The organism is Methylobacillus flagellatus KT (assembly GCF_000013705.1).
Lineage (GTDB): Bacteria > Pseudomonadota > Gammaproteobacteria > Burkholderiales > Methylophilaceae > Methylobacillus > Methylobacillus flagellatus.
In genome coordinates this window covers 1,645,696-1,672,656 of the sequence record NC_007947.1, presented here as the reverse complement: position 1 = coordinate 1,672,656, position 26,961 = coordinate 1,645,696, and the positions used below count along the sequence as shown (strand labels likewise).

Annotated in this window: 21 protein-coding genes and 1 tRNA gene; 14 read left to right on the top strand and 8 right to left on the bottom strand. The window is 55.7% G+C overall.

What is annotated here, in order from left to right:
* The first annotated feature begins 15 nt into the window (after nucleotides 1-15).
* The 6 genes from MFLA_RS07995 (at nucleotide 16) to MFLA_RS07970 (ending at nucleotide 6,627) form a co-directional block, all read left to right on the top strand.
* Nucleotides 16-750 (top strand): MotA/TolQ/ExbB proton channel family protein, encoded by a 735-nt coding sequence (locus tag MFLA_RS07995; RefSeq protein ID WP_011479781.1) that lies wholly within the window; start codon nucleotides 16-18, stop codon nucleotides 748-750.
* A complete protein-coding gene (locus MFLA_RS07990; RefSeq protein ID WP_011479780.1) occupies nucleotides 750-1,157 on the top strand; it encodes an ExbD/TolR family protein in 408 nt (135 codons plus the stop codon). The genes MFLA_RS07995 and MFLA_RS07990 overlap by 1 nt, the downstream gene beginning before the upstream one ends.
* Before the next feature lie 148 nt (nucleotides 1,158-1,305).
* Nucleotides 1,306-2,124, top strand: coding sequence for an ABC transporter permease (locus MFLA_RS07985; RefSeq protein WP_011479779.1), 819 nt, complete (start codon nucleotides 1,306-1,308; stop codon nucleotides 2,122-2,124).
* A gap of 29 nt (nucleotides 2,125-2,153) precedes the next feature.
* Complete coding sequence (locus MFLA_RS07980) at nucleotides 2,154-2,903, top strand: ABC transporter permease (RefSeq protein WP_229407032.1); 750 nt, start codon at nucleotides 2,154-2,156, stop codon at nucleotides 2,901-2,903.
* Nucleotides 2,904-3,095: 192 nt separating this feature from the next.
* Nucleotides 3,096-4,799 (top strand): ABC transporter ATP-binding protein, encoded by a 1,704-nt coding sequence (locus tag MFLA_RS07975; RefSeq protein WP_195741977.1) that lies wholly within the window; start codon nucleotides 3,096-3,098, stop codon nucleotides 4,797-4,799.
* On the top strand, nucleotides 4,789-6,627 hold the full coding sequence (locus MFLA_RS07970) for an ABC transporter ATP-binding protein (protein WP_011479776.1): 1,839 nt from the start codon (nucleotides 4,789-4,791) through the stop codon (nucleotides 6,625-6,627). Before MFLA_RS07975 ends, MFLA_RS07970 begins: the two co-directional genes overlap by 11 nt.
* 1 nt (nucleotide 6,628) lies before the next feature.
* Here MFLA_RS07970 and MFLA_RS07965 read toward each other — a convergent pair whose 3' ends face one another.
* The gene (locus MFLA_RS07965) at nucleotides 6,629-8,017 is read right to left on the bottom strand and encodes an exonuclease domain-containing protein (RefSeq protein ID WP_011479775.1); all 1,389 of its coding nucleotides are present in this window, start codon (nucleotides 8,015-8,017) and stop codon (nucleotides 6,629-6,631) included.
* 181 nt (nucleotides 8,018-8,198) lie between these two features.
* Between MFLA_RS07965 and MFLA_RS14550 the strand changes: the two genes are divergently transcribed.
* Nucleotides 8,199-8,351 carry a hypothetical protein gene (locus MFLA_RS14550; RefSeq protein WP_195741976.1) on the top strand — a complete coding sequence of 51 codons (153 nt, stop codon included), beginning with the start codon at nucleotides 8,199-8,201 and terminating at the stop codon, nucleotides 8,349-8,351.
* 63 nt (nucleotides 8,352-8,414) lie between these two features.
* Here the strand turns inward: MFLA_RS14550 and MFLA_RS07960 are convergent, their stop codons facing one another.
* The 7 genes from MFLA_RS07960 to MFLA_RS07930 all read right to left on the bottom strand — a co-directional run bounded on the left by MFLA_RS07960 (nucleotide 8,415) and on the right by MFLA_RS07930 (nucleotide 18,238).
* The gene (locus MFLA_RS07960) at nucleotides 8,415-9,449 is read right to left on the bottom strand and encodes a sulfite exporter TauE/SafE family protein (RefSeq protein WP_011479774.1); all 1,035 of its coding nucleotides are present in this window, start codon (nucleotides 9,447-9,449) and stop codon (nucleotides 8,415-8,417) included.
* Between the two features lie 271 nt (nucleotides 9,450-9,720).
* Nucleotides 9,721-9,796 (bottom strand) — tRNA-Asn (locus MFLA_RS07955).
* Nucleotides 9,797-10,030: 234 nt separating this feature from the next.
* Complete coding sequence (locus tag MFLA_RS07950; protein WP_011479773.1) at nucleotides 10,031-10,672, bottom strand: peroxiredoxin; 642 nt, start codon at nucleotides 10,670-10,672, stop codon at nucleotides 10,031-10,033.
* Nucleotides 10,673-10,835: 163 nt separating this feature from the next.
* A complete protein-coding gene (locus MFLA_RS07945; protein ID WP_011479772.1) occupies nucleotides 10,836-11,879 on the bottom strand; it encodes an ABC transporter substrate-binding protein in 1,044 nt (347 codons plus the stop codon).
* A 225-nt stretch (nucleotides 11,880-12,104) separates the two neighbouring features.
* Nucleotides 12,105-13,946 carry an ABC transporter ATP-binding protein gene (locus tag MFLA_RS07940; protein WP_011479771.1) on the bottom strand — a complete coding sequence of 614 codons (1,842 nt, stop codon included), beginning with the start codon at nucleotides 13,944-13,946 and terminating at the stop codon, nucleotides 12,105-12,107.
* Nucleotides 13,936-15,717, bottom strand: coding sequence for an ABC transporter ATP-binding protein (locus tag MFLA_RS07935; RefSeq protein WP_011479770.1), 1,782 nt, complete (start codon nucleotides 15,715-15,717; stop codon nucleotides 13,936-13,938). Before MFLA_RS07935 ends, MFLA_RS07940 begins: the two co-directional genes overlap by 11 nt.
* 136 nt (nucleotides 15,718-15,853) lie before the next feature.
* The gene (locus MFLA_RS07930; protein ID WP_011479769.1) at nucleotides 15,854-18,238 is read right to left on the bottom strand and encodes a TonB-dependent receptor; all 2,385 of its coding nucleotides are present in this window, start codon (nucleotides 18,236-18,238) and stop codon (nucleotides 15,854-15,856) included.
* A gap of 502 nt (nucleotides 18,239-18,740) precedes the next feature.
* Between MFLA_RS07930 and MFLA_RS07925 the strand changes: the two genes are divergently transcribed.
* From MFLA_RS07925 to MFLA_RS07890, 7 genes are all read left to right on the top strand, one after another.
* Nucleotides 18,741-19,808: an ABC transporter substrate-binding protein gene (locus tag MFLA_RS07925; protein ID WP_011479768.1), complete on the top strand. Its 1,068-nt coding sequence runs from the start codon at nucleotides 18,741-18,743 to the stop codon at nucleotides 19,806-19,808.
* 34 nt (nucleotides 19,809-19,842) lie between these two features.
* Nucleotides 19,843-20,532 (top strand): class II aldolase/adducin family protein, encoded by a 690-nt coding sequence (locus MFLA_RS07920; protein WP_011479767.1) that lies wholly within the window; start codon nucleotides 19,843-19,845, stop codon nucleotides 20,530-20,532.
* A 78-nt stretch (nucleotides 20,533-20,610) separates the two neighbouring features.
* On the top strand, nucleotides 20,611-21,960 hold the full coding sequence (locus tag MFLA_RS07915; protein ID WP_011479766.1) for an LLM class flavin-dependent oxidoreductase: 1,350 nt from the start codon (nucleotides 20,611-20,613) through the stop codon (nucleotides 21,958-21,960).
* A gap of 196 nt (nucleotides 21,961-22,156) precedes the next feature.
* On the top strand, nucleotides 22,157-22,813 hold the full coding sequence (locus tag MFLA_RS07910) for an HAD family hydrolase (protein WP_011479765.1): 657 nt from the start codon (nucleotides 22,157-22,159) through the stop codon (nucleotides 22,811-22,813).
* Nucleotides 22,814-23,145: 332 nt separating this feature from the next.
* The gene (locus MFLA_RS07900) at nucleotides 23,146-24,204 is read left to right on the top strand and encodes a microcin C ABC transporter permease YejB (protein ID WP_011479764.1); all 1,059 of its coding nucleotides are present in this window, start codon (nucleotides 23,146-23,148) and stop codon (nucleotides 24,202-24,204) included.
* Nucleotide 24,205: 1 nt separating this feature from the next.
* Nucleotides 24,206-25,336 (top strand): ABC transporter permease, encoded by a 1,131-nt coding sequence (locus tag MFLA_RS07895; RefSeq protein WP_011479763.1) that lies wholly within the window; start codon nucleotides 24,206-24,208, stop codon nucleotides 25,334-25,336.
* The gene (locus tag MFLA_RS07890) at nucleotides 25,336-26,937 is read left to right on the top strand and encodes an ABC transporter ATP-binding protein (protein WP_011479762.1); all 1,602 of its coding nucleotides are present in this window, start codon (nucleotides 25,336-25,338) and stop codon (nucleotides 26,935-26,937) included. Before MFLA_RS07895 ends, MFLA_RS07890 begins: the two co-directional genes overlap by 1 nt.
* Nucleotides 26,938-26,961: the final 24 nt, after the last annotated feature.

Genomic DNA, 26,961 nt, shown 5'->3' with positions numbered 1-26,961 from the left:
GAAGGAACATTAAAGATGTTTGATATTGCAGAATCCAATTCATTGATTGTTGATGGTGTGCTCTATGCGCTGATTGCCTTTTCTGTCGTGACATGGACGCTGTTGCTGGTCAAGGGCTACCAGCACTGGCGGGCAGCCAGCCAGACCAAGCGTTACAAGAAGGCATTCTGGAGTGCGCCGAATATCATTGCCGCATCCGAGATCCAGGATGTCGACGGTCCTGCGGCACGTGTGGCACAGGCCGGCTTCAACACCCTGCGCGATATAGACAGCCATGCCTCCCACGACCTTGAGCATACCGGCGATCGCCAGGACCTGCTCGAGCGCTCCCTGCGCCAGCAAATTCTCAAGGAGCGCCGCAGCCTGGATAGCGGCCTTGCCGTATTGGCCAGTATTGGCAGCACCTCGCCATTCGTCGGCCTGTTCGGCACGGTATGGGGGATCATGAATGCACTGACGAATATCGGTGCGCTGGGCTCAGCCAGCCTGGAAGTTGTGGCCGGGCCGATCGGCGAAGCCCTGGTAGCGACGGGTCTCGGGATTGCGGTTGCGGTACCTGCTGTGCTGGCATTCAATTTTTTCACTCGTAGGCTCAAACTGATCAACGGCGATCTCGACGATTTTGCCGCCGATCTGATCCGACTTTCCCGCAAGGCTAATTTTGCCGGTAGCAAGCCCGTCGAGCTTGGCTCAACCAGGCAAGAAAGTTCTTCTTCCGTGGTTAACCTGAAAAATGAGGCGGTTGCATAATGGCTTTCTCGACCAGTAGTGAATCAGATGACGTATTGAGCGAAATCAACATCACCCCCTTGGTGGATGTGATGCTGGTGCTCCTGGTGGCGTTCATCGTCACCATTCCGGTACTCAACAATGCGATTACAGTGAACCTGCCCAAGACGGCAGCCACGCAGCCACCCGAGCCGAAAAAGCCGGTGACAGTGAGCGTGGATGCAGAAGGCAAGATCTTCGTGGACAAGCAAGAGGTGCCGGTGGCGCAACTGGAATCCGAGTTGAAGTCGCGTCATGCGGCCAACCCCGACCTGGCATTGCACTTGAGCTCTGACGAAGCCGTGAACTACGGCGTTGTCGCCAAAGTCATGGCCTCCATCGAGCGCGCCGGCATCACCAAGCTAGCCGTGCTGACCCAGGCAGAATAAGAACGAGAGCGGTTACAACAACCTCCTGCATGGTGCTCTGCCGAGCGCTACTACGGTTACCCGGCAGAGCACCTGGCGGAGGGGTTCACTGCGTTTTGTCAGCCGCGGTTTAGCGGCTTCTATTATCTAGCGGGAAAGAGCTATATTCATGAGCATAGGTATCAGGGTCGCACTTGGCATCAACCAGGCCGACCCGGTGTTTCGTCGCCGCAGCAGGTTGCGACTGGCGGCATTCATCTCCCCGGTTGTGTTCCTCTTGCTATGGGCAGGGGTGACCAAGCTGGAGATTTTCTCTCCCCAATTGCTGGTTTCTCCATGGGAGGTGCTTGCCAGCCTGCATGAACTGCTGGGTTCGGGTGAATTATGGGCGCATTTGTCAGTGAGCCTGTCACGCTTGGGAATAGGTTTCCTGATTGGTGCCAGCTCAGGGCTGTTGTTCGGTATCTTGATGGCATTGTCGCGCACGGTGGAGGATTTCTTCTCCCCGTTGTTCCAGGCATTGCGCCAAGTGCCGAGCATTGCCTTGATCCCGATCTTCATTCTGTTGTTCGGCATCGAGGAGCTGTTCAAGATTGCCATCGTGACCAAGGCGGCCTTTTTCACCGTGGCGCTGGCGTCCTACGAAGCGACCAAGGGCATACCCAAACATTATTTCGAGGTGGCGCAGGCGTATCAGCTGCCTAACCGCAGCTTGTATGCCAAGATGGTGGTGCCTGCAATCCTGCCTCCCGTCCTGACCGGGCTCCGCATCGCATTTGCGCGCTCATGGACCATCCTGGTAGCAGCCGAGCTGCTGGCAGCCGATAGCGGGCTCGGCCATATGATGCAGATGGGGCGCGAGATTTTCCGCATTGATATCGTGATGGTCGGCGTGGTGCTGACCGGACTCATCGGTTTTGGCATTGACCGCCTATTCAAGTGGGGCGAGGCCAATCTGATTCCGTGGCGCAAGGTTGAAGCAAAATGACAACGCAAACTTTATCCAGATACCGAATTTTGCAAAGCAGCCGCGGCTGGCTGATTCCGCTTGCATTGCTGCTGGTGTGGGAAGTGATGTCACGCCAGAGTGCTGAACATGCCTATGCATTCGCCTCTATCTCGCAGATCTACCATGGCTTCCTCGAAATCATATCAACAGGCGAATTGCAGCAAGGTGTTGCTGCCAGTCTCCAGCGCGCTTTTCTCGGGCTGCTGATAGGCGGCTCGATCGGCTTCGGAGTTGGTGCGGTGATGGCATTATGGCGCGTGGCAGATATATTGATCGGGCCTCTGTACCATATGCTGCGCCAGGTACCCCTGATGGGGCTGGTGCCCTTGTTCAGTCTCTGGCTGGGGAATGGCGATCCGTCCAAGTTGCTGGTGGTGTGCCTGTCGGCATTTTATCCCATGGTGCTGGCGACTTACGAAAGCCTGCACCAGGTAGAGGAGAAGTATAAAGAGGTGGGGGATGTCTACAAGCTGGGGCGCAGCAAGACTTTCTTCAAGATACTCCTGCCTGCGGCATTGCCAAGCATCTTTACCGGGGTGTCATTTGCGCTGGCGTTTGCCTGGCTGGCAACGATCGGCAGCGAGATCCTGTTCAGCGCCGGCGCCGGCCTGGGAAATATCATGATGAATGCACAGGCCGCCTCTCGCATGGATATCCTGATCATTCTCACCGCCCTGATCGGACTGCTGGGCTACCTGATGAACCTGCTCATCCAACAGGTGGGACGCTATCTGTTCCGCTGGCGCAACCTGCGCTAGCGCTAAGCAATATAATACAGTGCCTGAACCGTCGCCATGCCTGCTTTTCCCGGGCATGGCGCATAACCTTGTCTTGTGAAAGCCCAGTTTGTGAATCTCCGTTCCTACCCCTTGCTGCGGTGCTTGTGGCTCTATCGGCGCACTCCCGTACGATTCTGGATAGCCACCGCCCTGTTTGCCTTTGCCAATTTCATGTTGGTGTGGCAACAAGGCATGATTGCGCGTGCGGTGCATGATGTAGAGCAGGGCGTTGCCGTCATCGTAGACGCGGCGGGCAATCTGGACGCCAGCGTCGCCTGGCACTGGCTGCTGGTCATCGTGGGCATTGCCGCTGGCCGCGCGCTGCTGATGTACTTTGTCGGCTGGCTATCGCTGGTGATCCAGCAGGACTTGCTGGGATATTTGCGCGAAATGATCCTGGTGCAGGTGCAGCGCCTGGACTTGGCCTACCACTGGCTGCATGGCGCGGGCGAGATCGTGACGCGCACCACGCGCGACGCGGACAAGCTGCGCGATGCCTTGATCAGCTTCTGGCGCCAAGTTGTCGATACTTCTTTCATTATTATTGCCGCTGTTGGCTTCCTGTTCTGGTATCACCCGCTGCTGGGTATTGGCCCCTTGCTGTTGACGACCATGGGTTTCTACATCCTGTTCCGCCAGACCGATCATTTGGTACAGCTCGACCGCGCCGTGGGGCAGGCTTTCGACAACGTCAACCAGGATCTGACCGAAGGGGTGAATGGCGTGCGCGTGATCAAGGCCTTCAGTCTGGAGGCCAGCCGCGTCGCACAGTTCGAGCAGCATGTCCGCTTTTTTGTCAGCCAGGCCCTGGAGGCCTTGCGCTATTCGGTCAGCAGGATTCCTATCCCCCAGTTTGTCGTGGGGCTTGGGCAGGTGTGGGTGTTGGGCGCAGGCGCTTACTTGGTCCATGCCGGGCAATTGAATTACGGCGAGTTGGTCGCTTCCCTGTTGATGGCTACTACACTGGTGTTCAGGGTGGAAGGCGTAGGAAGGGTGATGCAGGTGTTTGCCGATGCACGTTCGTCGGCTGCGCGCATATGGGAGCTGCTGGACGCCTTGCCCGAGATTGAGGGGGGAACGCTGGATGTTCCCCAAGGCAAGGCGCTTGGCGTCAGGTTACAGCATGTGAGCGTTGAGCCTCCAGGTGGGGGGAATCCGGTGCTTGATCAGTGTAGCTTTGAACTCAAGCCTGGCGAGGTGGTGGCGCTGGTCGGGGCGACAGGCTCAGGCAAAAGCACGCTGGCGAGCTTGCTGCCCAGGCTTGTCGATGCCCAGACCGGCAAGATCGAGCTGGGATGGGATGATCAATGGCACGATGTGCGGGACTTTACCCTGGACGCCTTGAGGCGTGCTATTCACGTCGTGCCGCAGGAGGGGTTCTTGTTTTCCGACAGCCTGGCGAGCAATTTGCGTTTAGCGACTCAGGATGCGACCGATGAGGAATTGTTGTGGGCGCTACGCATGGCATCGGCAGAGGAAGTGCTGGCCCGGTTGGCCTCGGGCCTGGAGACACGTATCGGCGACAGGGGCATCACGCTCTCGGGTGGGCAGCGGCAGCGGATCTGCCTTGCGCGCGCCTTGATTGCCAGACCTGCCATCCTGGTACTTGATGATGCCACCAGCGCGCTGGATGCCGTGACCGAGCGTACGGTGCTGAACAATATTCGCCGCCTGCCTGAAGACACAGGCCAGGCAGTGTCGGTGTTGATGATTGCCAGCAAGCTGTCCACCATCCTGCTGGCGGATCGCGTGCTGGTGCTTTCTGGCGGTCGCATCATGGCGGAGGGGACGCACGCGAGCCTGGTGAAGGAAAGCGCGGAATACAGGGAATTGATGGGGGTGCAGGCGTTGACGGAGGTGAACAGTGGCCAGTGATAAAGCACCCGCGCTGCGTGTCCTGTCCGACATCGAGCTGGAGGAGATGCTGGCGCAGCAGAAATTGCAGCGAGGCATGTTCTGGCGTCTGCTACCTCTGCTGCGACCTGTAAAGCATTTCGTGCTTGGAGCCATTATTGCAGAGGTCATATTGGTCGCGCTCGTGTTCCTGCGGCCTTACTTGATCGAGCAGGTCATCGATCATGGCCTGGTCGAGGAGATGGCGGGAAGCTATACGCTCAATACGCATGTCATCCTGTGGGCTTTGATCGGCATGACCATTTCCTGGGCAGGGCGCTTCGGGCTAGCAGGTGCTTCCCAGTTCCTTTCCGGCTCGGCGGCCATCCGTGTGTTGAACAGCTTGCGTGTAAGTGTGTTCAATCATGTGCAGCACTTGAGCATAGGTTATTTTGACCGTACCAAGTCCGGCCGCATCGTCTCGCGTATAGACCGCGATGTCGACAGCCTGGAGCCGTTGATGATACAAGGGCCGCCCGAGCTGCTGTCGGCCTTGCTGCGCAGTGTGGTGGCCGGGACATTGTTGTGGCTGACCTCGCCGGTGTTGTTCCTGAGCCTGGCATCCGTGATTCCCCTGCTGTTCGGGGCGACATGGTTGTTCAAATACCTGGCGCAGAGCAATTACGCCAGGGTGGCGGAAAACCGCGCCCGCTTCACTGCGCATCTAGTGGAGACAGTGGCCGGCGTGCGCCTGATCAAGCAGGCGGTACAGGAAGACAACAATCGTGAGCGCTACCGCGCGCTGATCCAGGACTTCATCGACGCCTTGATCCGCAATACCCTGATGTCGGGCTGGTTCTCGCATTTCACCGGCGTGCTGACAACCTTGGGCATGATGCTGCTGATCGTTTTCGGCGGCCGCGAAGTCGCCCTGGGACATATCAGCTTTGGGCAGATGGCCGCGAGCATGTTCTATGTCTTCATGTTCCTCGGCCCGTTGCAGGAGCTGGGCGACTTGTTCGAGCGCTACATCAATGGAGTGGCCTCTGCCCAGCGTATCTTCCTGCTGCTCGACACCCAGCCGGAGATCCGCGATGCCGAGCACCCGATGCCGTTGCCGCAGGTGAAGGGCGATGTCGAGTTCCGCGATGTGGTGTTCTCCTATCACCCGGACGGCGAGAACCCGGTCATACGCCATCTGAATCTCAAGGTGGGAGCAGGTGAGGTGCTGGCGATCGTCGGTCCTACCGGCCATGGCAAGAGCACACTGGTGCAATTGCTGACGCGGTTCTATGAAGTACAGGGCGGCTCGGTGCTGGTTGACGGCAAGGATGTGAAGTCTGTGGCGCAGCATGAGTTGCGCCATCATGTCGGTGTCGTGCTTCAGGACAATGTCTTGTTCAGCGGCACAATCATAGACAACCTGCGGCTGGCAAGGCCGCACGCCAGCGAACAGGAACTGGTCGCAGCGGCTGAGGCGTTAGGCGTGCACGACATCATCAGCCGCTTGCCGCATGGCTACCAGACGGAAGTGGGCGCCTTGGGCAGCCACCTGAGCCATGGGCAGCGGCAACTGGTCTGCCTGGTGCGGGCCTACCTGGCAGATCCAGCCATCCTGATCCTTGACGAAGCCACTTCCGCCGTGGATATCCAGACCGAGCGCAAGATACAGCACGCCTTGCGACGATTGTGCGAGGGGCGCACCGCCATCATCATTGCCCACAGGCTTGCCACCATCCGCGACGCCGACCGCATTGCCGTCATTCGCGACGGCCAGGTAGTGGAGCAGGGGACGCACCATATGTTGATGCGCCAGGGCGGGCACTATGCCGCGCTGTATCACGCCTATGAGGCTGGGCAGGAATTTTAAATTAGAGTTGTAACAGTTGCACCCCGGGTTTGTTGAGCTGTTTTAACAGCAGTTTGTAGGTATCGATATCGAAGATGAATGCCGTCTTCGTGTGGCGCATGATATCCAGACTGTCATGGTCATCCGCCGAGCCGAGGTAGCACCAGTGCTCAAACACATGTACTGCGGATTTTCCACGCTTGGGATTGGTTTCGCGGATGCCGATCTTGCCGGGATAGGGCCATGATTTCAAGCGATGGCTGATCAGTGCCTGCTTCAGGCGCAGGTAATGCATTTCCGGCGGCTCTTGGTGGCAGCATACTCCCTTGCAGCGTTTGAGCTGGTATGAAAAACACGGCCCATTGCCGCTTTCCAGCCCTAGATACTGTGGGCAAAGCCCATGCACCAGGGCAAGCTGGCGCAGCGCTTCTATGGCCTGGCGCTTGGTACGATAGGTCCCGTAGAGCTCGCCCAGCAGGTCCTGTGTCATTTCGTCCTGGGCGACCAGGGTCAGCAGCGGATGTTGCGTGGCAGAAGGCGCCAGATGCCAGGAACAAAGCTGTTGCTCGCGTCGCAACTGCCGGTTATGTATCGGTTGACGCTCCTTGATCAGTCTCGCTTCCAGCAACAGCGCTCCAAATTCTCCGGCAGTCTCTATCCATTCGATGTGCTTGATCTCCTGGGTAATGCGCATGCCGCGCGCCCGCGCGTGATCGCTGTTGAAATGCGATAGCACGCGGTTACGCAGGTTGACGCTCTTCCCAATGTACAAGGGCAGGTCGTTTTCGCCATAGAAGATATATACGCCGGGCGCCTCTGGTATGTCGTCCACTAATTGCGGGTCGATGCCTGCGGGCAGCGACTGGCCCTTCAGCAGCTCCCCGGCTGCAGTCCTCAATGCCTCGAGTCCATGCTCGGCTTCTGCAATGTGCAGGAATTCCGCCATGACTTCCACATCGCCCATGGCGCGATGCCTGGCAGCGCAGGCAATGCCGTGGCGAGCGATGATGGCATCCAGGCCGTGGCTTTTGTATTCGGGATAAAGTCTGCGCGATAGCTTGACGGTGCAGAGCACGTTCTGCCGCAATGTGATATCCAGGCGCCTGAACTCGTTCTTGAGGAATCCATAATCGAACCGTACATTGTGCGCGCACAATACCGCCCCGTGCAGGTGGGAAAGCAATTCATTGGCGACATCCTTGAACAGAGGAGCGTCCTTGACCATGGCATTACTGATGCCGGTGATGGAGGTGATGAACGGCGAAATGTGCATTTCAGGATTCACCAGAGTCTGCCAGCGCTTCACCTCGATGCCATTCTCATAGCGGATGAGGCCGATCTCAGTGATACGGTCAGTGACGGGCGTTGCGCCAGTGGTTTCGAGGTCTAACAGTACATAAGCGGGCAGCATGATGGGAGGAGACTGGCTCTGGGTATGGGGGCATTGTACAGCAGGGCATGCGTGCGATCGAATCCCTGGCGGGGCAGGATTAGTTCGATCAGACTATTGAGGGCATATCGGGGGTATTTGTAATACAGCCTTCACACGGCCTGCTTATGATCGACTCACCACTTGAATTGAGGAGCGCATCATGGATGAAATGGAATATAACCAGCTGATTGCCAACGATGATTCCGGCAAGGTGCATGAAATCGACGATCTCGTGGTGGCCCTGCGAGCCGCGGGCATGCCCTTTAGCGCTGACATGATCCAGTCTGCGATTGTCGAGGTCGTTGCGCATTGAGGCATGGTCGCCAGCACCTGATTCAAAGGCCTGCGGAAATGCAGGCCTTTGCTTTTTCAAGGGCTATGGAAACTTGATTTTCTTGATCAGCTGATCGTCCTGGTCATAGTAATACGCTTCGTACGACATCTTCTTCAAGGCATAGACCTTCTCGATCACGATCTTTGCAGCCCCGACGTCTTGCGAAAGTACATGAGCCTGTCTGGACGGGTCGAGGTCTGAGAATGGAATGATTTTTTCGAATTCGAAACCCTCCCCGTACTTGAACTCGATGGTGTAGATCAAGTCGTTCCAGCTGAATGCCGCATCGTAGCCTTTTGATACCCTGATGATGTCAATGTGGGGGTGATGTGCCTCCTGTATCCTGACCACGGCGCTATTCAGTAGCAATATGCCCGACAGCACCATGGCGCCGTAGCCTATTTTGCTGAAAATCCGGGTGGATATTCGCGGCAGGACATATTTCATCAGGTAAGTCGAGACGATGGCGGCCATTGCGACGAGGATGCCAAGATTGAACGCCTCCAGCGTAAACAGCCCAAGTGAGGCATAGGAGCATAACTTGACTAGGTGCAGGATGAGCTCATTGGCGGCCCGGGTAGCGACGATCTCTTCTTTCGCCAGCCCGTAACGCAGGTAGACGCCGTTGAACAACACTCCCACGGCTCCAGTCAAGGCGGAGATAAAACCGGCCAGAAAGCCGATGAGCTTGAGGAAGTGATTGGAATACCGTGGCTTGTCCTTGCTAGCGGTGGGCTCTTTCCTGAATAGATAAGGCAAATTGGAAACAAGGAAGACCGCCATGCATAACTCTATATACATGGGGGCGAGATAGCTCAACAGCCATGCACCGATCAACACGCCTGGCAGCGCGGATGGCAGGAAGTGCTTCACGATGGTCCAATTGACCTGCCGGAAAAACAGGTAAAGTTTGGTCAATGAGCTGACGGATGTTCCGATGGAAAGGGCTGCAGGCACCTGGGCGGCTGGCAGTACATAACCCAGGATGGGAATGAGCAAGAGCCCGGCACCACCTCCGCACACCATGCTCAGAGCAAACGCCACGAATGCGACGAGAAAAATATTGAGATAAATCATGGCGCTGAATTTTGAATTTAATTAGATTTGTTAAGTGTAATGAAATTGAAAGCTTCGTAGGCCAGGGTGGAAACCAGCACGCCTAGTGTCGCCGCGTCAATATATCAGCGAATGGAGCTAAGCAGTCTAGAAATGCCTCCCAAGATGTAGCTTGGAATTAGACATCAAGTGTTGCAACCAAGCAACACGGTGCTGATGAAATAAAATACGGAAACGCAACATTTGCAGGAAAAACAAAAAAGGCCCACATTGCTGTGGGCCTTTTCCTGTTTGGCTCCCCGACCTGGGCTCGAACCAGGGACACACGGATTAACAGTCCGTTGCTCTACCGACTGAGCTATCGGGGAATCGAGAAGCCGCTACTATACTGGCCTGGCGGGGAGTGGTCAACTATTTTCTGCAAAAAAACCACAGATTTTCGATGCCGGTTTTGGCCATATTTTTTATGGTCTGAAATTTTCTTTTTGAATCAATTATTCCCATACCGCTTCGCCAAGATGCGCTGACAATGAATGCCGATTTTCGGTAATCGATCAGATGAAAATGCCCGGACAGGCCGGGCATTTAAGTAGGTACAGCGTTTATTTATTGGGCTGGGGAGTTAGCCTCAGGTAAGGCTTGACGGCTTTGTAACCCTTGGGGAATTTCTGCTTGAGCACTTCCGGGTCGGTGATCGATGGCACGATGACGACATCGTCGCCGTCTTCCCAGTTGGCTGGGGTGGCAACGCTGTGGTATTCGGTCAGTTGCAGCGAGTCGATCACGCGCAGGATTTCGTTGAAGTTGCGGCCGGTGCTGGCAGGGTAGGTCAGCGTCAGGCGGATTTTCTTGTTCGGGTCGATGATGAAGACGGAGCGCACGGTGGCGGTGGTGCTGGCGTTGGGGTGGATCAGATCGTAGAGCTCCGACACCTTGCGGTCGGCATCGGCGATGATGGGGAAATTGACTTCGGCGCCCTGTGTTTCGTTGATGTCAGTAATCCAGCCCTTGTGAGACTCTACCGGGTCGACGGAAAGCGCAATGGGTTTGACGTTACGTTTCTTGAATTCTTCAGCAAGTTTTGCAGTCGCACCAAGCTCTGTCGTGCAAACCGGGGTGTAGTCGGCCGGATGGGAAAACAAGATTCCCCAGCTATCGCCTAGCCATTCGTGAAAGGAGATAGGGCCGATGCTGGAGTCCTGGGTGAAGTCGGGCGCGGTATCGCCCAAGCGTAGTGTTGCCATGTTTGAGGCCTCCTGATTGGTTCTTTGAACTTGCATTGACGACCACCAAGCTTTTACACCGGGCCATCAATCATGAAATAAGGCAGCCCTCAATCGTACGAAGGCTGCCTCGATTTTAACCATACAGCACCTGTAGCTGTTATGGTTATTTGTTATATGCTTATTATGCCGCTTTTTGTGAGAGCGAGCGCAATACTTCGGCCAGCGGGGCAGGATCTATCCACGCTTTGACATCGAAGTCAGCCTTGATGAAGCCCCATTCCAGCAGGAAATTCTTGTAGCCTTCCAGCGCGGCGATGAATTCTGGGTTCAGGTCAGTGCCTTGGTGCAGGTGGATGTCGTTGCCATAGGCCTTGCGCACGTACTCGTCGGTAGAGCCGGACTCCTTGGCAATGTAGGCCACGGTTTCAGACTCGTGAGCTGCTGCCCAGTCTCCTGCATCGACGATGCGGCGCAGGAAGCGGGCTACCAGGTCAGGGCGCTGGCGCAGGAGTTCGCCGTCGACCGTGATGGGGCGTGGAGCGCCGTTGTTGGCACGGACTTTCGGGTCGGGATGGTGACGTACGTCGTAGACAATGGTCAGGCCGTTGGCTTCGGCGGCTTCGTAACCGCGCGCGCCCTTGGTGAAAATGACATCAACCTTGCCGCTCTTGAGCGCTTCCAGCTCGGTCGCATAGGCAACGCGGGTGCCATTGCCCCAGCTAAAGCCAGGCGCGGATTGCGGCACTTCAACATCGATCAATTCCACATCCGTGGTGGAAAGTCCTGCTGTTTCCAGCGTGACGACGATGCCGCGCAGTGCGCTGGCGCGTTGATGGTCGATACTGATGCGATTCAATGGCAATGCAATTTTCTTGCCTTTGAGATCCTTGGGTTCCTTGATGCCGGATGCAGGCAGGGCAAGGATCAATTGGGCTTCGTCGACCCAGTTGAGGCCGATGACCTTGGTATCTGCGCCATTGGCGCGGGCCCAGATGGCCGGGACATTGCCGCCTTGGCGGAAGGAATGCGGCAGTTTGTGGTCATAGTGCGACTCCAGCAGTTCCGGGTCGCGGGTTTCTTGCAGGGTGTTGATCGTGATGTTGTCCGGCTGGAATTCCTGTTTGAACCAGTCCTGGCGGGCTGCGAGGCCGAGCGGCGTAGGGACCGGGCAGCGTGTGTACCAAAGGGTATCCACGGATGTGTTTTGAGAGCTTGCTGACGACATGAAAAGTCTCCTTGTAATTGAGCCTGCGCAGATGAGCAGGTGGGAGCTTTATTAATGGCATGTTCCATGCCAAGACAGGCATGAAAATTTAAATTGTATAAATTATTTATTTATCAATATGTTGTTTTAATTTTTTAATGTTTTTTAGTATTGTCAGGTGCTTGTAAAGCAACACCAGCCAAGGCTGCTGTTGGTCATGAAACAGTAGCCTTGGTCGTGGCTGAGCTAGGCAGGCTGGTTGTTGGTATTGGAGGCTTCTTCGTATGCCTGGTAAAGCCGGGAGTAGGCGCCGCCTTGTTGGATAAGCACTTGGTGGTTGCCCAGCTCCTGGATGTTGCCGTCCCAGATAACGGCAATACGGTCTGCATCCCGGATGGTGGCAAGCCGGTGGGCGATGATGATGGCGGTGCGGCCTTCGCACAAGCGTCGCAGGGCGGCCTGGATACGACGCTCTGTGTGGATATCCACGGCAGAAGTCGCTTCATCCAGCACCAGCACAGATGGGTTGGCGAGATAGGCGCGTACCAGGCAAACCAGTTGGCGCTGCCCGTGGCTGAGGAATGCGCCAAGCGGTCCGACTTGGGTGCGATAGCCCTCAGGCAGTCGCTCCAGCACTTCATCCGCACCCAGTTCGCGTGTGGCGGCAATCAGGGCTTCGTCGCTGGCTCCAGGCGCTGCCAGCCGCAGGTTGTCCAGCACTGTCCCGGAGAACAGGACGTTGTCCTGCAGCACGATGCCTACCTTGCGGCGCAGATCCTGCTGCGCATACTCCCGCACATCCTGGCCGTCTATCCTGACCGCGCCCGCATTGACTTCATAGAAGCGCGTCAGCAGCTGTACCAATGTGCTTTTCCCATGCCCGGTCGGCCCGACGATCGCCAATACTTCGCCCGGATGAATGTCGAGGTTGAAGCCGCGGATGACGGGCTTTTCCGGCTGGTAGCCGAAAACAACGTTGTCGAATTCCACCTTGCCGGATTCCTGCTCAGGCGTCGAGGGCATTGCCGGGTCCTGGATTTCAGGCTCGGTATCCAGCATCAGGAAAATGCGCTGCGCCGATGAAGCACCTGAAGTGTAGCGCTCAAACAAATCATTCAGCTCCTGCAGCGGCCCGAGGAACAGTTGGACGTAGAATAGGCTTTGCGCGAGCTGGCCGACTGTCATCTCCTGGTCGGCAATGCCGATACCGCCTACCATGAGCAGGAGAGCCATGCCGACCATGCTGAGCACTTGCGTCAACGGCAGGAACCAGCTTGACTTCATGGACCCCCTGATGAGGATATTGTTGAAGTCTTCCAGTAATCCGCGATAACGGCGTGCGTTGCTAGACTCGTTGACGGTCTGCTTGAGGATGCGCACGCCAGAGACGGTTTCCACCAAGTGCGCGGTAAAGCGCGCACGCGCCTCGGCGACACGGCCCCAGATTTTCTCCGAGATGCGCTTGAACAGCCACGTGCCCAGAATGAGGAAAGGGACGATGCTGGCCAGGGCTAAAAACAGTTTGGGCGAAATCCACCACAGGGCCAGCGAGGCCACGACCAGGCGCAACACCGCCGAGAACAGCTCGGGCGGACCTTGCACCAGCAAGGGCTCCAGCGTATCGATATCGCGGTCGGCGCGGGAGATGATGCGGCCTGCCTTGGTCTGGTCGAAGTAGCGCACGCTCAACGCCTGCACATGGCTGAACACGCGAATGCGCAACTTGTTGAGGATGTCGATGGCCGCCGTGCCGGCGAGGTATTGCGAATAGCTGCCCAAGCTAAAGCGCAATGCCCAGCTCAAACCGGTGGCGACCGACATCCAGACTAGCAGCGGGGTATTGAGGACGATGCCTTGCGCGGTCTGGAGGAAGCCGTTGTCGATCACCTCGCGCAGGAACCACGGGCGGATGAAGATCACACCCACCAGAATGATTTCGAGCAGGATGACGACGAGAATTCGGCCCTTCACATCCTGTAGCAGCGGCAGCAGGCGCCAGAACATGCTGCGATCCAGCTTTTTGCGGGCGAAGGCCTGTTCCAGCTCGATGTCATTAAGCGGCTTGTCGCCGCGGAAATCATTTGCCATGGCTGACTCCCAGCAGGTCGCGGTATTGCGCATTGGTGGCGGATAAATGTTCATGTGTGCCCTGGGCGCTGATGCGGCCCTGATCGAGCATGGCGACGCGGTCTGCGAGCAGGATGGTGGAAAGCTTGCTGGCAATCAGGATGACAGTAATGGGCTGGCCGTTGCTATTGCGCAGCTTGCGGATGTTATCCAGCACTTGACGCTCGGTAATGGCATCCAGCGCGCTGGTGGCATCGTCCAGCACCAGGATGGAAGGCTCCGCGAGAAATGCGCGTGCCAGACTAATGCGCTGCCGCTGCCCACCGGACAAAGTGATGCCGCGATCGCCAATTCTGGTCTGCAGGCCGTTGCTGAGGCGGTCGAGCACTTCCGTTGCGCCTGCTTGCTCCAGGGCCTGCAGGATTTGTTGCTCGCTTGCCTCCGGCTTGGCTAACCGCAGATTGGCTTCCAATGTGTCGGAAAACAAGAAACTTTCTTGAGGAACGACATTAATTTTTTTTCTTAATTCATTTAATTTAAATGACTTTATGTTTTTCCATCCAGCCCAGGGTGAACCGATTTCCACACTGCCGGCATCTGCATCCAGCAAACGGGGTAGCAATCCCGCCAAACTGCTTTTGCCTGAACCTGTCATGCCCACGATTGCCACCACCTCGCCTGGGGCGACTTCCAAATCGCAATCCTGCAATATTGCATTGCCTTGGCCAGGAGATTGGACGGCCACACGATTCAAGCGGATGCCCAATGCACCATCTGGAATGGAATCGGTGCCGGATTTGATTGTCGGCCGCTCATCAAGCAACTCCCAGATGCGGGCGGCAGAGGCGCGCGCATCGGCGAAAATCTGGATCACCCGGCCGATACCCTCGATACGAAACACCAGCGCATTGGCGACCAGTACGGAGGCAACCAGTTCGCCGATATTGAGCGCGCCTTGCTGCACCAGATAGGCGCCTAACGCCAGGATCCAGACGTGGCTCAAGGCCACCACCGTCTGGGGTAATGGAATACGCGAGGCGGCATAGGCCAATGCGCCACGCGCATTCTGCATGAAGCTTTGAACCCGCGACGTGAAAATCGCGATGCGCTGCTGCTCCAGGCCAAAAGACTTGATGACGCGCACACCGTTCACGCCCTCGCTCAACTCCTGGTTGACGGCGTCGTAGGCCGCGCCTACGGTACGATCCAGCGTGACCAGTCTTTCAGTCTGCGTCACGAACAGCGTGATGCCGCCCAGTGTGAATGCCAGCGTGCCCAAGCCCAGCCATGGGTGGTACCAGGAGAGCAGGGCGACAGAAACCAGTACCCAGAGGCTGGCCTCGAACACCTGCCGCCAGAAGTTGATCAATGCGTCGCGCACTTTATCGGCATCCCGCGTGGTGCGTGTGACCATTTCTCCCATACCATGGCGCCAATGATAGGCGAGGTCCAGACGCTGTACCTGCTGCAGGATGCGTTCGCGCAGGATGGTGAGCAGGTCCTGGCCAATCACCAGGGACATCAATCCGCCGACATATTGCAAGATGCCCCTGCCAAAGGCGACCAGTAGCAATAAAACAACCCAGTGCATTGCTTGAGAGTATTCCAGGCTGCCATCTGCCAGCCTGGTAATGGCATTGCCGCTCTGGACATCGTTGACCGCCTGGCCGACCAGCCACAGCTGCCACGCCATGCCAATATTGACGAGGGTGAACAAGACAGCAGTCAAGGCAAATTTGTATGGCATATGGCGATACAAAAGCAGGCAGCGGAGGAGAGGGTATGGTTTCATGAGTGATGAGGATATAGATTGGCAGAGGGGAAAACGGAATAGCAACCGACCATGTGGCTCAACGAAAAGAACAGCCCGGAAGCCGGACTGTTCTTTCAAATAAAGTCAAGTGGCGTTGATGCCATTGGCGCGGTTTTTAGAAGCGGTAGGTCAATGATGCGCCTATCGTTCTCGGGTTACCCCAATACACGGTGTTGCCGCTGGCATTGCTGGCAGGCAACGCATGGTAGCGGTATTCCTTATCGAACAAATTGTTGACATATCCAGTGATCTCGACCCTATCGTTCTTAGTCAGGTAGCTGATGCGTGCGTTCACCAAGGTGTATGCTCCCTGATTCAGCAGGTCATTATCCTGAGGGACAACAAAGAAATATTGTTTACCCAGGTAGCGCGCATCTGCTCCCAACAATATCCTGCTGCCGTTTTCGAGTGGGATATTGTAGGTACCGCGTATTTGAGCGCTCCAGCGAGGGGCACGCACGAACTCGTTACCATCGTGGTTGCCACCACCATTGAGTACGTCAAACTTTTCGAACTCTGTCTTAAGGATGCCGATATTGGCATTCAGATGCAGATGGTTGGTTGGCAATGCTTCAATTTCAAACTCAGCTCCCTTGACGCTGGCTTTTTCTACGTTTTGCAAGTAGGAAATCGGCACGGCAAGATTGGTACCTACGACATTGACTTGTACATTACTGTAATCGTAATAGAAAGCGTTGGCATTGAAGTTCAAGCGACCATTCAACCATTCCGACTTATAGCCGATTTCATAGGAATTCAATTCTTCCGGTTTCAACGTATTGAGTGCCAGGGGATTGGTGGCAGCCGTATTGAAGCCTCCAGACTTGATGCCACGAGCAAACTTGAAATAAATGCGGTCAGTCTCCGTGATCTTGTATTGTGGCGTAATGTCGTAAGTAAAGGCGTTCCAGCGCTTGTCGCGGGCATCTACAAAAGTCCCGGTGCCGCCAATGGCGCCAGTGTATGAGTTCCACCATGCCCCATAGTCTGACCAGCTTGTGTCGGTACCGGCATTGGGGCCCCCTAGTAATGCATTGCTGCGGCGATCTAGATCATAGTTTTTTTCTTCTGTTGTCCAGCGAGCGCCAAGCGTGGTATCGAATTTGTCGGTGAAGTTGTAAGTGGTGCTGCCAAAAATAGCGTAGCTTTCAGTTTCATGAGCCAAGTCGGTACGATTGAATGTATTGGCCTGTGAGGAGCCCTGCAATTGCGGCACAGCTCCATTCGGTAGTCTGGCAGCCGCACTAAATGAGTCGATGTCTTCCTTGAAATAAAAGAAGCCTGTCAGCCAGTTCCAACGGTCTTCACGAGGAGAAGCCAAGCGAAATTCCTGCGTCCACTGCTTACTTTTTGCATCTGTGTAGCCGCGGCCGATTTCTAAAGGAGTATTGTCTGAGTCGCTGAATGTATTTGCCTTGTAATCAGCATAGGCCGTGATCGAGGTTAATGTTAGTTTGCCCAACTGCCAATTTACATTCAATGAGATGCCGTTTTGGGTAACATCATTGCTGTCTTCGGCATTGCTGCTGACATGATTGATATCCCGGCTGGGTCTGTAGCCGTTGCGGAACTCGCCGGTCCTGGTATAGACCGTACCCACATTACCGTCGGTTTTATACTTGCGGTGATAGACGTTGAGCAGCGCATCTAGGTCAGGGGTCAACGCAAATAGCAGCTGACCACGAATGACCGAGTCTTCAAGGCCGCCACTGGTCTTGCCATTGAACTGGTTGGTAAAGCGACCATCGAGGTCTTGATTGTAGAAGGAAATTCGACCCGCGATACGCTCATCAACGATAGTACCGCCTACAGCACCTTGGATCACTTTGTCTCCAAAGCTGCCGTAATCCACTTTGGCATAACCCTCAGGATTTTCCGAGAAGGTAGGTTTCTTGGAAACGATGTTGATGGCACCTCCTGTCGTATTCTTGCCCCAGAGCGTACCTTGTGGGCCGCGAAGAACCTCTACACGTTCCAGGTCGAAAATAGGCAGGCCGGTAGCACTGGCATTGCTGATAAATACGTCATCGATATAGAAGCCGACAGGGTTAGGGAAGTCCAGTTGTTGCTGACCTGCGCCTACACCACGGATCCACCAGCGTGGACGGCCATTCTGAATAGTCCCGGCCGATGAGTTGGGAACATTGTTCAGGATTTCGCTTGCAGAACGACCAATGCCTCGTTGAAGGAATTCTTCACCTCCAAGTACGGAAATGGCGGTCGGTACTTCCTGCGCATTTTCTTCGCGGCGCTGGGCCGTTACAACGATGCTTCCAAGAGATGATTCAACATCCTTCGCTTCGGCTGGAGTAGTCTTTTCTTTGTGAGGGGCGGCTTTTGTTATCGAGGTATCTCCAGCTTGAGAGGTTTGCTCATCAGCCGCATATGTTGGGGAGATAAAAAGGCTGCCTGCAAAGGCGGCAGCTACGGCAATGATGAGTTGTCGTTTTCTAAATGGGCTTGAGGCCGATTCAGTTGGTAGCATACTTTTCCTGGACATTGAATTTTCCTGCTAAAAAGTGAATTGAATGGCCCTGCGCATTGCCGGGCACTGGTAACACTATCGGCAGGATTCGTGCCAGTGCCTGTTTCTTTGTAATGGATGGAATTAACTATTTGAATTTTATGAATGTATCTGGATTTTATAATTTTTGTGCCAGCGATGCTGCTGTTTAGGATGCAATATACAAACTGTTTCTTTTGGAACAAATGTTGTTTTTCAAACAGCAATTGAGGTTGGGGAGCTAGGGGATGTTTGTTTTCCAACAGAAGCAACATGACTCATTAGTGGCATTGCTGGTTCACGGCCATTAATATTGAAAGCATTTATGGTGGTTTTTATGCAGTATTAAATATTTAATTTAAATTAATAATCAATATACTAATTAATTTTATTAATAAATTAGATTAAATTTTAAATTACACCTGCTGGTTGTATTTGATTCAATTCTGGCACATTGCTTGCGACTGAGTGGGCTCAGATAACTCGTTGTTGAGGATGTATGGCACAGAGCCCAGCAGGACCAGTGCACCTATGGTATACCCGTTGTGGTGCTGCCACCGCTTCCGCGTTGGCGATCCGCCAAGGCTGGCTACAGGCCGAGTTTGCCCGGGACGGCACTATCCTCCACTCGTTGCGAGATTCGGACAGCCTTGAGCTGCGTAACGCGCATTTTCATCACAAACAATCGGGTTTGTTCCGAGAGGGTGGGAATATCCCGCCAATATGGGCCAAGGGGATCGGTCAGGATACCGTGGTCGTGGCAATTACCTGGCTCGATGAATATCAAGGCGTGATCGTAAAGGCAGATAGTGATATCCATGAGTTGGCCAACCTGAAAGGCAAGCGCCTAGCCATCCCCGACCATGCCGGTGCTGTCATCGATTTCCAGCGGGGTGCTGCACAGCATGGTTTTACCACCGCCTTGAAGCTTGCCGGGCTGGGGCGCGAGGGTGCTCACTTCGTCGATATCAAGGCAGAAAGCTATGACACGCAGCCAGGTCCTCGAATTGCGCGTGAATACCGGCATGTGGAGCTGGATGCACTGAATAGCGGCGAAGCGGATGCGATTTTTGTCCGGTTCGCCCGCGGCTATCAACTGGCAAAGAGTCCGCTTTACCGGCAGCTGCTCAATATCAACGACTTGGAAGATCCTTTGCTGCGTGTGAATAACGGTACACCCCGTCCGGTGACCGTCGATCGCCCCTTCCTTGAAAAGCATCCCGATATCGTGGCCCGCTACCTGGCCGTCCTGCTCAGGACCGCGACCTGGGCCGCCGAGCACCCAGCGGAAGTTGTGAACTTATTGTTGCCTGAGGGCGGGGGTGTCTCTGCCGAGGATATTGTCGGCTCGCATGGCAAGGATGTGCACCTATCGTTTACCCCAACACTATCCGAGGAGTATATCCGTGGCTTGGAAGTACAAAAGGACTTTCTGCACGAGTGGGGCTATTTTACGGACGATTTCGATATCAGGGATTGGGTAGTCCATGAGCCGCTGGAGGCCGCCAGCACACTGGTGGAAGCACAGCTAAGGTTCGGAAATTTCCCTGACAACATAGCTGCTTAGCAGCGGTATTTAATTTTTAACTGGAGGATGTGAAATGAGTGAGAACCTATCCGAAATCGACCTGTTGTCTTATGTGGATGAAGCCAAGGCCGATGCGATCCACGCATTCAACGTATTGCGCGAGAATGGCACCCTGTCTGCGAGTCTGACCTTCCATATTTCCCACAAGATCCCGGGCCACGACAAGCTGTTGCATATCCGCTTCCCGGGCGGGCTTGCGCGCGATCAGACACCTAGCCTGCGTATTACAAAGTTTTCTGACGAAAAGGAACATATCCTGAACGAGGCACGCCTCGATGCGGATACTGCCATTCATATCCATACCAACTTCCTTTCGGCATGGTCATTGGCACACAAGCCATTCCCGATTTTGTATGTGGCAGCGGCCCGCCATTTGCTGGCGCGCGAAATTCCCAACCATCTCGACCGCACGCGTAGCGTGCTGGATGTCATCAAGGAGCGTTTGGACAAGTACCCGGAGCTGGCGCCTCCTCCTGCCTTGCTGGAATCCAACGGCGGCGTCAATTTCTGGGGCAAGGGCATCATCCGTACTTCGGAGTTAATCCTGTTCGTAGAAGAAGCCGCGCGTTATCAGGCAATCGCCGAGCAGATCGGTGGGGCGCAGCATTACACGCCAGGCGCGCTGGAAGTGCAGTGGAAGCGCACCGGGCTGCTTGAGAAGGCCAAGGCATATAGTGGCCGTTACCTGGAAGACATCGCCTAGGCCTCCGCCTCGTGACATAGCCGGGCTAGGGTCAACAGGCCTCGATGCCCGGCTTTTTATATTTAAGAGAGCCTCCATATGAGTGATAACAAGCGTCAATTGATCCTGAACGTTTTCCTGCTTCGCTACGGTCACCATCCAGCGGGCTGGCGACATCCGGTCTGGAAGGAAAACGGCCGCCCGGACTTGCAATGGTGGGTACGCGCCGCAAAAATCGCAGAGGAGGCGAAGTTCCATACCTTTTTTGTGGCCGATTTCATTGGCCGTTCAGGCGAGCTGACGCCGCAGGCAGCCAAGAACCCGTCCAACTTCCATTTCGAGCCATTCACCTTGTTGTCGGCGATTGCGACACAGACCAAGAATATCGGCTTGGTCGCCACGGTGAATACGAATTTCTCAGAGCCCTACAACATCGCCCGGCAGTTTACCTCGCTCGACCATATCAGTGGCGGCCGCGCAGGCTGGAATGTGGTGTCGTCATTGAATCCCGCCACGGTCAAGAATTTCGGCATACAGGATAATCGCACGCACGAGCAGCGTTACGCGCGTGCGGAAGAGTTCGTCAACCTCGCCAAGGCATTATGGGACAGCTGGGATGATGATGCATTCGACCATCCCGACCAGAGCGCCGGTAACTTCTATGACCTGGCATCCGCACACCCAGTGAATTTCCGAGGCAACTTTTTTTCTTGCGAAGGTTTGCTGGATTATCCCAGGCCGATCCAGGGATATCCCGTGTTTGTGCAAGCGGGCAATTCAGAGACTGGTAGGGAATTTGCCGCGCGAGTGGCGGAAATGACCTACAGCTCGGCAACCTCGCTCAAGGTGGCACAGGAGTACTATGCGGACGTCAAGAGCCGTATGGCGAAGTATGGCAGGGCAGAGGACCAGCTCAAGATTACCCCGGGCCTGAATGTAGTAGTGGCGGAAACCGACCAAGAGGCACAGGACAAATATGGCGAGCTGCAGGCGCTGGTGGATTTCAGCGAATTGGAGTTTGGCGGTTTCGATCTTTCGCAATATCCCTTGGATGGCCCGTTGCCGGACTTGCCCTACGACGCGGGAGAGAATGGTCGAGGGCGTTTCCAGCAGCAGCTGGAGCTGGCCCGGCGCGAAAACCTCACCATCCGCGAGCTGGTACTCAAGTTCAGGGTGGCCCGCGGCCATATCCAGGCCATCGGCTCGGCCAAAACCGTGGCTGACTTGATCGAGCAATGGTTCGTCGAGAAGGGCGCGGACGGTTTCAATGTCGTGCCGCCTTACTCCATCAAGGGATTGGAGGATTTTGCCCGCATGGTCGTGCCCGAGCTGCAGCGTCGCGGCATTTTCCAAAAGGAGTACAGCGGCAAAACCTACCGCGAAAGGCTGGGGTTGGACCGACCGGCCAATCCCAATACCCAGGCGTCGCCGCAGGCATTGCGCGCATGAGGCGAAGCCGGGAGCTGCATCGTTTCTGGTTTTAAGGCATCATTCTGTGCTTTGAACAGCGTACCTTTGAAGACGCCGACCAAGCTCAGCGATTCTGGCTAGGCATTCTGCCAAAAGCAGCAGTACAAGTGGTGCGCTATGGCAGGGCGCCAACGCCAGAGTGAGTTGTCGGCGGCTCTGGTACGACAAGGGAATCATGCCTGCTTACGAATTGGTCGTGTTTGACTGTGACGGAGTGTTGGTCGATAGCGAGAGAATCACCAACCAAATATTTGTCGATGTATTGAATGAGGAAGGCATACCAGCCCGGATCGAGGAGATGGCCAGGCATTTTGTCGGCCATTCGCTCGAACAGTGCATGGACATTATCGCCCGCATTTATGGTCGCCGGCCTGGGGCAGATTTTCTTGCCCGCTATCGGCCCAGGCGGGATGCTGCATTACGTAAAGGATTGCAGCCTGTCCCTGGCATTGAGCAGGTGTTGCGGCAACTGCAATTGCCACATTGTGTGGCTTCGAACAGCAGTGCCGCCAAAGTGCGTGAAATGCTGGATATCACGGGGCTACGCCCTTATTTTCACGACAAGATATTCAGCGCCTCAGACCTGGGAAAGCCGAAGCCTGCACCTGACGTTTATCTCAGGGCGGCAGAAAGCCAAGGGGTCAAGCCATCCGATTGCCTTGTCATCGAGGATACCGATGTTGGTGTGACAGCCGCAGTTGCCGCCGGCATGCGGGTATGTGCCTATACCGGCACCATGGAGGCCAGCCGCTTGCTGAAGGCAGGTGCGGTACAGACGGTCGATAACATGCTGCTTCTGCCTGACATCATCAATCGTGGTGTAGAGGAATAGGCTGTACCACGACTGACTCAATGGGCTGTGGCGACCTGTCTCCGTGGCATTGGCTGTTTGTCGCTGAAATTGGCTTGAAAGCGCGACCACATATTCAGCCGAATGTGGTTTTCTCCAACTTCTTCCTGCTATCCCAGCAACACTTCATGGGGATACTGTTCGTACTGAAGCAATTGATTTTTTCAAACAGGCGTACGGTCTTCCCTAACTAATTGTTTCTATTTGATATTGATATGAGTTTATTTTCAGTGGCCTAGTTGGTATGGATTCTGCTGTCTTTCCTCAGATAGCCTTAAGCCGGAATTGCCGGCTTTTAGAGGAATGCAGAGACTATGTGGCCCTACCTGATAAAACGCCTGTTCATTATGGTGCCGACATTGATCGGCGTGCTGACGCTGACTTTCTTCGTCACCCAGTTTGTGCCTGGCGGGCCGGTGGACAGTGTGCTTTCGCAACTGGATGCCGAAGACGTGCGTTCAGGCGAGGATGGGTCCAGCGGAGGCGGGTGGAGCTATACCGCGCGGCAAGGCATAGACGCGCAGCAGGTGGAGCAACTGACCGCTTTGTACGGTTTCGACCGGCCGCCGCTTGAGCGTTATCTGTTGATGCTGAAGAATTTCCTCAGCTTCGACGTGGGAGAGAGTTATTTCCGTAACGAAAGCGTCTGGTCATTGATCAAGGACAAGCTGGGTGTCTCGGTTTCTCTGGGAATATGGACGTTTGTCCTGACCTACCTCATATCCATCCCGCTCGGGATTGCCAAGGCCGTACGTGCCGGCAGCCGCTTCGATATCATCACGACGTTGCTGGTGCTGGCAGGGTATGCAGTTCCCGGCTTCGTGCTCGGTGTATTGCTGATTGTCCTGTTCGGCGGCGGTTCCTTCTGGGACATCTTCCCGTTGCGCGGCCTGACCTCGGACAACTGGGAGGAGCTGGATGCCTGGGGCAAGGTGACCGACTATCTCTGGCACATCACGTTGCCGGTGACGGCCTCAGTAGTCAGCACCTTCGCCTTCAAGACATTGCTCACCAAGAACACCTTTCTCGAGGAAATCAACCGCCAGTACGTATTGACCGCGCGAGCCAAGGGACTTTCCGAGAACAAGGTGCTATACAAGCACGTATTCCGCAATGCCTTGCTTCCGCTGATTACCGGCTTCCCGGGCACTTTCATTGCCGCCTTCTTCACCGGCAGCCTGCTTATCGAGACATTGTTTTCGCTCGACGGCTTGGGGCTACTATCGTTCGAGTCCATCAATAGTCGGGATTATCCGGTCGTGCTCGGCACCCTCTACCTCTTCACGTTGGTTGGACTGTTCGTCAAGTTGGCAGGCGACATCGCCTACGTGCTGGCTGACCCACGTATCAAATTTGACGCCTTGGAGCCATAACGTGACGACGCAGACTTTAGAGCAGGGTGTGGGCAATCCGCCTTCTTCCCCCAAAGGGTTATCTACAGCTACAGCACGGGTCGAAGCGCAGCAGTCGCCTGGTAGCCGGATATGGCGGCGCTTCAAGCGCAACCGCCTGGGCTACTGGAGTCTGGTCATTTTCATTCTCCTGTATGTGCTGTCGCTGGCGGGCGAGGTGATTTCCAATGAAAAGCCATTGATCGTCCGCTATGAAGGACAATGGTATTTTCCCTTGGTGAAAACCTATCCCGAATCCGTCTTCGGCGGCAACCTGCCCATCAATGCCGATTATCACGACCCTTTCATCAAGGCGCAATTCGACAAGCCCGGCAATTTTGCTGTTTATCCGCTGAATCCCTATTACTACGATACCTTGAATTATTTTTCCAAGGCGGACCATTATCCGGGCCCTCCGGATAGTGAAAACCTGTTGGGTACGGATATCGCCGGCTACGATATTGCTGCCCGCCTGCTGTATGGGTTCCGTACCTCGGTCACGTTCGCACTTGGCCTGACGTTTGTGGGTACTTTGCTCGGCATCATCATCGGTGCGGTGCAGGGGTATTTCGCGGGGAGGGTTGACCTGGTGACGCAACGCCTGATCGACGTATGGGGCTCGATGCCCGAGCTCTATCTGCTGATCATCTTCGCTTCCATCTTCAACCACAGCCTGTTGCTGATTTTCCTGCTGCTGTCGCTGTTCGGCTGGATACATCTTTCCGACTATGTGCGCGCCGAGTTCCTGCGCAACCGGCAGCTGGAATACATCAAGTCGGCGAAGGCAATGGGCCTTTCCAACCTGCAGATTATCTGGCGCCATATCCTGCCCAACAGCTTGACGCCGGTAATCACCTTCCTGCCGTTCCGCATGAGCGCGGCGATCATGGCGCTGGCGAGCCTGGATTTCCTCGGGCTCGGGGTTGTTGCGCCAGCGCCCAGCCTCGGACAATTGCTGTTGCAGGGTAAGGCCAACCTGGATGCCTGGTGGATTGCCGTTTCAGCATTCGGCGTGCTTGTCGTCACCTTGTTGCTGTTGACTTTCATGGGTGAAGCATTGCGCAACGCCCTGGATACCCGCATCGCGGACGATCCGAAAGCGGAGGGCATTTGATGGCCGCGCCTTTGCTTGCGTTGGAGAACGTCTCCATCGCCTTCGGCAACAAGCTGGCCGTGGACAGCCTCAACCTGGAGGTACGTCCCGGCGAGCGTCTTGCTCTGGTCGGCGAATCCGGGTCGGGCAAGACGGTCACGGCGCTGTCCATCCTGCGCTTGCTGAGCCAGCCCAGAATATCGGGCAGCATCCATTTCCAGGGGCAAGACTTGTTGCAGAAGAGCGAACACGAGCTGCGCCAGATCAGGGGCCGTGACATCGCCATGATCTTCCAGGAGCCGATGACTGCACTCAACCCGCTGTTCACCATCGGCAACCAGATTGTCGAGACGCTGCAGCTGCATGAGGGCCTGAGCAAGAAGCAGGCGCGAGACAAGGCGCTGCAACTGATCATCAGGACCGGCATACGCCAGCCGGAGCGCAGCATAGACAGCTTTCCGCACCAGCTTTCCGGCGGTCAGCGTCAGCGTGCGATGATTGCGATGGCGCTGGCGTGCCGTCCCAAGCTGTTGATTGCCGACGAACCGACGACCGCCCTCGATATGACGATACGCGCGCGCATCGTCAAGACATTGCTGGATTTGCAGCAGGAGGAAATCCAGCGCAATGGCGACGCCGGCATGGCCATCCTGCTGATTACCCACGATCTCAACCTGGTGCGCAAATTCGCCCAGCGCGTGGCCGTGATGGAACGTGGCAAACTGGTCGAAACCGGGGATACGGAATCCATTTTCGCCAACCCGCAGCATCCTTACACGATCAAGCTCATCAACAGCATCCCGGTACGCAATATCGTGCCTGTGCAGGAAGCGGCTCCCATGTTGCTGGAAACGCGGGGGCTGCGTGTGGAATACCGCAAGGCCGCCAACAGTTGGCGTGGCATTTTCAGCACCAGCCGCCATGTTGCGCTCAAGGGGGCTGATATCCAGTTGCGTGAAGGCGAGACCATTGGAGTGGTGGGGGAGTCGGGCTCGGGCAAGTCTACCCTGGCCCAGGCCATCCTGAACCTGATTCCGGCTGAATCCGGCGATATCGAGTTTGAGGGCGCGCCGGTGGCGAGATTGAGCAAATACCGGCAGCGGGCCCTGCGCGCTCGGCTCCAGGTCGTGTTCCAGGACCCGTTCGGCTCGCTTTCGCCGCGCCAGACCATAAGGCAGATCGTCGGCGAGGGACTGGCGTTGCATTTCCCCGCGCTCGATCCTGAGGAGCAGCACGAAAAAATCGTCAATGTGCTGCGTGAGGTTGGCCTGCCTGAGACCGTACTCAATGCCTATCCACATGAGTTCTCAGGGGGGCAGCGCCAGCGCATCGCGATCGCGCGGGCACTGATCCTCGCGCCCAGGGTACTGGTGCTCGACGAGCCGACCTCGGCCCTGGATGTCTCTATCCAGAACCAGGTGCTCGAGCTGTTGGTAAGCCTGCAGGAGAAATACCGCCTGAGTTACCTGCTCATCACGCACGACCTGACTGTGGTGAATGCGTTGGCGCATCGGGTATATGTGCTCAAGGATGGCGAGATCGTGGAATCGGGCGATACGGAGCAGGTGATCGAGCGTCCCCGCCATCCTTATACGCAAAGCCTGGTCCAGGCTTCGCTGTAACCACAAGGCCGTTTCATGAAGTCT